The sequence below is a fragment of the Thiorhodococcus drewsii AZ1 genome, assembly GCF_000224065.1.
Taxonomy (GTDB): domain Bacteria; phylum Pseudomonadota; class Gammaproteobacteria; order Chromatiales; family Chromatiaceae; genus Imhoffiella; species Imhoffiella drewsii.
Genome location: NZ_AFWT01000042.1, coordinates 36,197 through 43,409 on the forward strand (window position 1 = coordinate 36,197; position 7,213 = coordinate 43,409).

Sequence of the window (7,213 nt, forward strand, 5' to 3'; positions counted from 1 at the left end):
AAAAATCGCCCTATCTGTTCAGCGATCTCGCTCTTGGAACAACCGATGAGCCAGACTCTGGTACAGGTATCTTCGAAGTGGGCCTGAGATAATAGAAATCCTTGTCGGTACCGCTGAAGGCGATGTAGAGATCGCGGTCTGGGATATAGGTGAACTTACCCCTCAGGTTTCCAGGCTTTGGCGGATTGCCCGAAACGTGCTTCGACACAATCTCCAGCACTTTGCTCGAATAATCCGGCGTAATGAAATAGAGCGCGTCATCGCCGGTCCAGGCGACGAATTTGTTGAGATTCGGGTTGTAGGTCAAGGCTAGATCGCTAACCGAAAGAAGCGATGTGTTCCCGGTGAACGTCCAGGACGTATCGGGCTCGAACAGGGGACCCGCTCCGCCAACGACACCCGTCGACCCCTTTGCTCCAGAGGTTCCATACGCCTCCAGCGAAAGCCCGTTCAAGTCAAAAACAGCCGTACGAGCGCCAGACACGCCGAGTTGAAGCGCGAAGCCGTTCACAGTGTCGATCGACACCGGCCCTCTTGAAACCTGAAAGGGCCAGACATTGTCGACGAGCGCATTTCGCGGGCTCGAATGGCTGAAATCGATCAGATAGCCGCCGCGGCTCGAACCGTTTCGATTGCTCGCGGTGTATCCAATGCCGGTCGCAGGGTCCAAGAGCCAGGTGGCAATCGTCACACTGCCGTACTGGTCGTTTTCACCTGCCAACAGCGTCCAGCGCTTTGTAAAGGGATCGAAGCTCCAGATATCGGTTACGTTCTGACCGTACTGCGAGTGCGCGGGCTTCGACGAGCAATCCCCATGCCCCCGGACAATACCCGACGGACCGACGATAATGGTCTTAGTCACAGGATTGTAGCTCGCCGTACCGGATATGCCGCGCGGAGCAGGCGCGATCCCGCCACGCTTCAAGTGGAGAATGCCATGACATCCGTCGGTATGGATCTTACTGCCGTAGATGTCGTCCGGGGTATACTCCTTCGTCTCGCTGATATGCGTGGGATCCGTGATACGCTCGGCCTGTTGCGTTTCGAAGTCGAATGCATAGACTTCGTTTCCATAATAGTTGCGCCCACCGCCGCCGCCCATCAGATACCACTTCCCAAGTTCCGGCACGTAAACGCCCGACGCATACCCTCCTTTGGATTCACAATAGGGTCCCGTGCCGAAATTGTCTTTATAGACGTAGGAGCCATCCGCCCCTTTGAGCCTTGCAGCGCACACATCATTGATTCGCGAATCCGGAACGGCCTCCCAGATGTAAAGGCCGAGCGCCTCGGCAGCGTCCGAGTCGTTCACGGTGATGGAGATGGATTGGCTGACACTGCCCCCCGGGCCGATGCAGGTGATCTCAAAGCGGTCATTAGAGGTCAATGGCTCCGAGGTAAAGGTCCCGGACGCCTCAAGCGCCCCTGACCAGCCTGCGGACGCCTGGCATTCGTCGACATAGGCCGCCGACCAATTCAGCACGGCCGAAGTCTCGTAGTCGATCAGCTCCGAGTCTGCGTAAAAGGAGAGCGTCGGCACAAGCGGAGGGATTTCTGAGGGATCATATTCCTTTGCCCCGATGTCCAGCGCACCCAAGACTGGGCGCGCTCGCCCCGACCGGGGGAACTGGTACTGGTAGACCGGACTCAAGGAGAATCCACCATAATCGCCGGCGTCAACGCCGGCATCCATAGCGCCGGAAGACGCCGTCAGCACGTAAACCCGGTTGCTCCGATCGAAGAATCCCGGCGCATCCGTCACTAGGTTGTTATCGAGCGTCGCGAGAGAAAAGGCTCCAGAAACAACACGATCCGCTGCAATATCGACAAAAAGATTATTCACCAGCAAGGCGTCGGACAGACCCTTGTCGTAAAGTTTTAGCGCCGTGGCTGTCGCCTTGCCGTCGTTGACGAAGGTGTTGCCAGAGACGAAAAGGCGCTGCTCGGGATGCGGATTCGATTCAGCGGAATACGAGACCATCCCGTAGTTCGGGGAATTCGGTCCCTGCTGAATGATGTTTCCGATGATGTAGGTCAGGCCACCCTGTGGAACGTCGATATTGTAGCTAGAGTCTCCGTCCACCTCGTCGGCAAGGCGGTTATAGAGGATGTAGCTCTTAAGCGCGCGAGTCTTCACCAGGTGCCCGATGTGACTGTCATGAGAGTAGCTAAAGCGCAGTACAAAACTACTCACATTCCCGGAGATGTACATATTATGGGTGCGACCACCTGACACACCGTTATGCGAGAACTCACTGCGGTCGATAACAACGTCGGCCATGTTCGGCGACGCAGGGGTGATGAGAACGCCGTTCTCGTTGTCTGAAAAATACGAATTGGTGATATAGAGGTATCCGCCGCCGTCGAACCGGATACCGGCGCCATTCCGATCCGAGACTGAAGCGCCGACAAAGGCGATGTTATCCACGATCAGGTTCTGCGCGGCCTTAGTCGGATTCCAAATGCCCTTGCCACCGGGAATACTGCAATCGGTCGCGTCCAAGACCGGACGGCCGCCGACCCCAACGAGCGTCAGGAAATTCGCGCTCCATTTCACGCCCGTATCGCAGGCATAGGTGGCGGCCTCGATCTCGACGACGTCGCCGTCCTGAACGAGACTCGCCACCTCGCTCGGTTTCTTATAGCGCTGGCTCGGCCCCACCCTCCAGACCTGCCCGGTGCCGAAGCCCTCAGGTGCCTGCACCGCATCCAAGTGCGCATCGTATGCGGGGATGATCGACGCCGCGTCCACCGCCCAAGCAGGCGCGGCCACCAGCGGGAGAGCAACCATGAGGGTCAAGATTTTGGCCGAAAGCCACCTGTCGTTCATCATGAGTTCCGACTCCTCGAATCGACATTTTCCATAGGCTAACATAACGCGACGCTGTACCGACTCAAGGCAATAACCCTGCCTCGATCATCCTCTGGTCCAAGCGCACGACCGGTGGGAGCGGCGCCCCGCCGCAACGGTCGCGCGATCGCGGCGGGGCGCCGCTCCCACGTCGCTTTGCCTGAAGGTGGACGAGCGAGCGCGAAGTCCACCGAATTCCTCCAGCCCTGGATATCCCAAACGAACGATCACAACCATGCGCATCGACATCATCGCCGGGGCTCGGCCCAATTTCGTGAAGATCGCCCCCATTATTCACGCCATAGAGGCTCGACAATCCGCTGGCTCCGACCTTAGCTATCGTCTGGTACACACCGGCCAGCATTACTCCGACAGCCTCTCCAGCACCTTCTTCGAGCAGCTGGATATCCCCGCGCCCCATGTGAATCTTGCCGTCGGCTCCGGCACCCACGCCGAGCAGACCGGCGCCATCATGATCCGCTACGAGCAACTCCTGCAACAGGCGCCAACCGACCTCTGCCTGGTCGTGGGCGATGTCAACTCCACGCTCGCCTGCGCCATCACGGCCCAAAAATGCGGCATCCCTGTCGGCCACGTCGAATCCGGACTCCGCTCCGCAGACTGGCGGATGCCCGAGGAGATCAACCGCCTGGCAACCGATGCCATCACCAACTGGCATTTCACGACCAGCGCGTTTGCCAATGCCAACCTCCGCCGCTCCGGTGTGCCAGAGGAGCGCATCTTCTTCGTCGGCAATACCATGATCGACACCCTGCTCGCCAACCAAGCGCGCCTCCGCCCACCGAACTGTTGGCGTGAGCTTGGACTGCAGCCTGGACACTACTTCATTCTCACAATGCACCGCCCCGCGAGCGTCGATGACACCGGTGTGCTGGCGGGCACCCTCCACGCGATTCTCGAAGGCACCCGCGGCCTACCCCTTGTCTTTCCCGTACACCCTCGCACCGCACGTCGGCTTGCACATGCAGGCGCCCTCCCCGAGGGTCTGCATCCCATCCCCCCACAGCCGTACCTAGAATTCAACTACCTCGTCAAGCATGCAAAGGCCATCATCACCGACTCCGGCGGCATCACCGAAGAAGCCACAGTGCTTGGCATCCCTTGCCTCAATCTGCGTGAAACCACCGAGCGCCCAGAAACGGTCAGCCTAGGCACCACTCGCCTCATCGGAAGAGACCCCGCCAGGCTTGCTCAAGCGCTGACAAACGTCTTCTCCAGCGACTGGCCACCCGGCCAGATCCCGGAGAAATGGGACGGGAAGGCCGGCCTGCGGATCGCAGCCGCGCTTGACGTGATCGCACGCACCGGGTTAAACCCCATCCAAGCAGCGAGACAACCGCCCCAGTGTGCAGTTGTAGATCCCTTTTTCGTCGATACCTAAATCCGCCCGATAATCTCAGGATGAATTCACGCACCGTCCCGCGCACGGACCGCCGTATTTGTAGTCCTGTCAGCAACTACAGCAAGGCCGACAATGCGTGATCTGCTCCTTGTCGCCATCTTCGGCGCAGCCATCATCCCCGCCTTGACGCGCCCCTATCTCGCCGCCTACATCTGGGCGTGGCTCGGTCTCATGAGCCCTCAGCGCCAAGTCTGGTCATTTGCCACCTCCATTCCTTTCTCTCAACTCACCGCCGTGGTGGGACTGGTCTCCCTGCTCCTGGGGAAGCAGCGCAAACTGAATGTGATGTCGCCCGAGACGACCCTTCTCTTGCTGCTCGTCATCTGGACCTGCATCACCACCATCTTTGCGTTGAATCCCCTTGGCGCTCAGGAGGAACTCGAGCGATTCATCAAGATACAGCTCTTCATCTTCATCACCATCGCCGCGATGTCAGACCGCCAAAAGCTGTACGGGCTCGTGTGGGTCATCGTGCTCTCAATCGGCTTCTACGGCGCCAAGGGCGGCCTCTTCACAATCCTGACAGGCGGCCATCACCAAGTCCTCGGCCCGGCAGGAACCTTTATCGGCGACAACAACACCATGGCCCTCGCCAACCTGATGGTTATCCCTTTGATGCGTTACCTTCACCTCCAGGAAAGCAACCGCTGGATTCGTCTTGGATTGCTCGCGGCAATGCTGCTCACAGCGGCGGCTGTCCTTGGGAGCCAGTCACGCGGCGCCTTCCTCGGCATCCTCGCCATAGGGCTCTTTTCTTGGTGGAAGTCGCCTGGAAAACTCGGAAGCAGTCTCATTGTCGCAGTCGTCGCCACGCTGATCCTAACCTTCATGCCCCAAACCTGGTGGGATAAAATGGATACGATCGGCAATTACGAGGAAGATGGCTCGGCGCAAGGCCGATTGAATGCCTGGGGAATGGCAATCAAAATCGCTAACGATCGCCTTGTTGGGGGAGGCGCGCGAGCCGCCACTGGATTGACCTGTGCTCAGTATGCCGATAATCCGAACGTCTGCGTCGACTTCCACAGCATCTACTTTGAGATGCTCGGCGAGCAAGGTTGGATTGGCTTTGGCCTATTCGTGACGCTCGGACTACTCACATGGTTTCGCTGCGCAACCATCGTCAATCAGTACCGTGATGATCCCGAACGACAATGGGCTGCAAATCTCGCGCAGATGGTTCAGGTTTCGTTGATTGGTTACGGAACAAGTGGAGCCTTTCTAGGGCTCTCTTACTGGGATTTCCCCTATTATCTCATTGCTCTCGCCGTAATCACTCGAAAACTGAGCGATAACGCGACCGATGTTGCAGAACATACGCCTCACCCTAGTTCGCACCACTCCATACCAGCGCTTGCAAAGAAAAGAAAAAGGGAAGAAATAACGACAACCAAACGCTGAAAGACTAAACAACCACCGGCTAAAAGCCGGTGTTACGTCCCGTGTGATTATCTGCCTCGACGGAGCTATCCTTTGTTCCGAGCCCGCGAGGTGCTAGAGCACGTGGTCCACAAAGCCAGCGCTCGCGGAACAGCCCACAGCCCGGGAGCCTGATTACCGATGGAAATCCGCCTGCACAAGAATGCCCGCACCACCCCAGCGATTCGTCGCGATTTGCAAGCATCCACGTTGCCGAACAAGGTCCTCGCCGCCCAGTACAACCTCTCGGTGCAGACGGTGAGAAAGTGGCGGCGACGCACGGTGGTCGAAGATGCTTCGCACCGCCCACACCGGCTCTCAACGACGCTCTCGCCCGAGCAGGAAGTCCTCGTGGTGGCCCTGCGTGAAACGCTGTTGCTGCCGTTCGACGATCTGTTGGCGGTTACCCGCGAATTCATCCACCCCGAGGCCTCGCGTTCGGCACTCGATCGGTGCTTGCGGCGCCACGGGATCTCCAACCTCAAGTCCCTGATCCCGCAGGAGGCGGACACCGCGAAGCGTCCGGTGAAGACCTTCAAGGACTATGCGCCTGGGTTCGTCCACGTCGACGTCAAGTACCTGCCCCAGATGCCCGATGAAGACCGCCGAAAATACCTCTTCGCGGCGATCGACCGTGCCACCCGCTGGGTCTATGTCGAGATCCTCGACGACAAGTCGGCGGCCTCGGCCAGTGGTTTTCTCGAGCGCCTGATCGCCAAGGCGCCATTCACCCTCACCAAGATCCTCACCGATAACGGCAAAGAGTTCACCGACCGTTTCTGCGCCACGGGCGAGCGCTCGCCGACGGGGCAGCATCGCTTCGATCAGGTCTGCGCCCAGCACACCATCGAGCATCGCCTGACCAAACCCAGAACTCCACAGACCAATGGCATGGTCGAGCGTTTCAATGGGCGCATCGCCGAGGTGCTGGCCACCACACGCTTCGACTCGTCGCAAAGTCTGGAGCAAACCATCACCCGCTACGTCCAGGTCTACAACCAACACATTCCGCAAAAAGCACTCGGGCACATCGCCCCGATTCAAGCCCTCAAGGATTGGGCCGAAAAGCGCCCCGAACTATTCAAAAAGCGTATATACAATCTTCGGGGACTTGACACCTCAAGGCGGTGCGTGTGACCTTGAAGGCCCCGTACCGTCGCGACCGTCGGCTCAGCAAGGTCACTGTCACCGCGCTCTTGGCCACGGAGATCGACCCTCCCAGCAACGATGACCCGCTCGAGTGGCTGCTGCTGACCAATCTCCCCGTCGAGAGGCCCGAACAAGCGCTCGAGAAGATCGCCTGGTATCTGTGTCGCTGGCAAGTGGAGGTCTTCTTCAAGATTCTCAAAAGTGGCTGCAAGATCGAGCGCTTGCAGTTGGAGGAACGCAAGCACCTGGAGCCCGCCATCACCTTCTACATGATCATCGCCTGGCGCGTTCTGTTGCTCACCCACCTCGGGCGCGCCTGCCCCGAGTTGCCCTGCGATGTCGTCTTCGACGCGGCCGAATGGCAGGCCGTC

Annotated in this window: 5 protein-coding genes; 4 read left to right on the forward strand and 1 reads right to left on the reverse strand. The window is 58.8% G+C overall.

The features are described 5' to 3' along the window. Positions 1–10: 10 nt before the first annotated feature. Positions 11–2,833, reverse strand: a complete 2,823-nt coding sequence (locus THIDRDRAFT_RS24105) for a right-handed parallel beta-helix repeat-containing protein (protein WP_007042668.1) — start codon at positions 2,831–2,833, stop codon at positions 11–13. 253 nt (positions 2,834–3,086) lie between these two features. Here THIDRDRAFT_RS24105 and wecB point away from each other — a divergent pair, with 253 nt between their 5' ends. The 4 genes from wecB to THIDRDRAFT_RS19710 all read left to right on the forward strand — a co-directional run. Beyond that, positions 3,087–4,253, forward strand: coding sequence for a non-hydrolyzing UDP-N-acetylglucosamine 2-epimerase (wecB, locus tag THIDRDRAFT_RS19695; RefSeq protein ID WP_007042669.1), 1,167 nt, complete (start codon positions 3,087–3,089; stop codon positions 4,251–4,253). Positions 4,254–4,346: 93 nt separating this feature from the next. Continuing rightward, on the forward strand, positions 4,347–5,675 hold the full coding sequence (locus THIDRDRAFT_RS19700; protein ID WP_007042670.1) for a putative O-glycosylation ligase, exosortase A system-associated: 1,329 nt from the start codon (positions 4,347–4,349) through the stop codon (positions 5,673–5,675). 159 nt (positions 5,676–5,834) lie between these two features. Then, a complete protein-coding gene (locus tag THIDRDRAFT_RS19705; RefSeq protein ID WP_007042671.1) occupies positions 5,835–6,830 on the forward strand; it encodes an IS481 family transposase in 996 nt (331 codons plus the stop codon). A 2-nt stretch (positions 6,831–6,832) separates the two neighbouring features. Beyond that, positions 6,833–7,213, forward strand: a 381-nt coding sequence (locus THIDRDRAFT_RS19710; RefSeq protein ID WP_245535898.1) for a transposase, incomplete at its 3' end; no start/stop codon positions are given.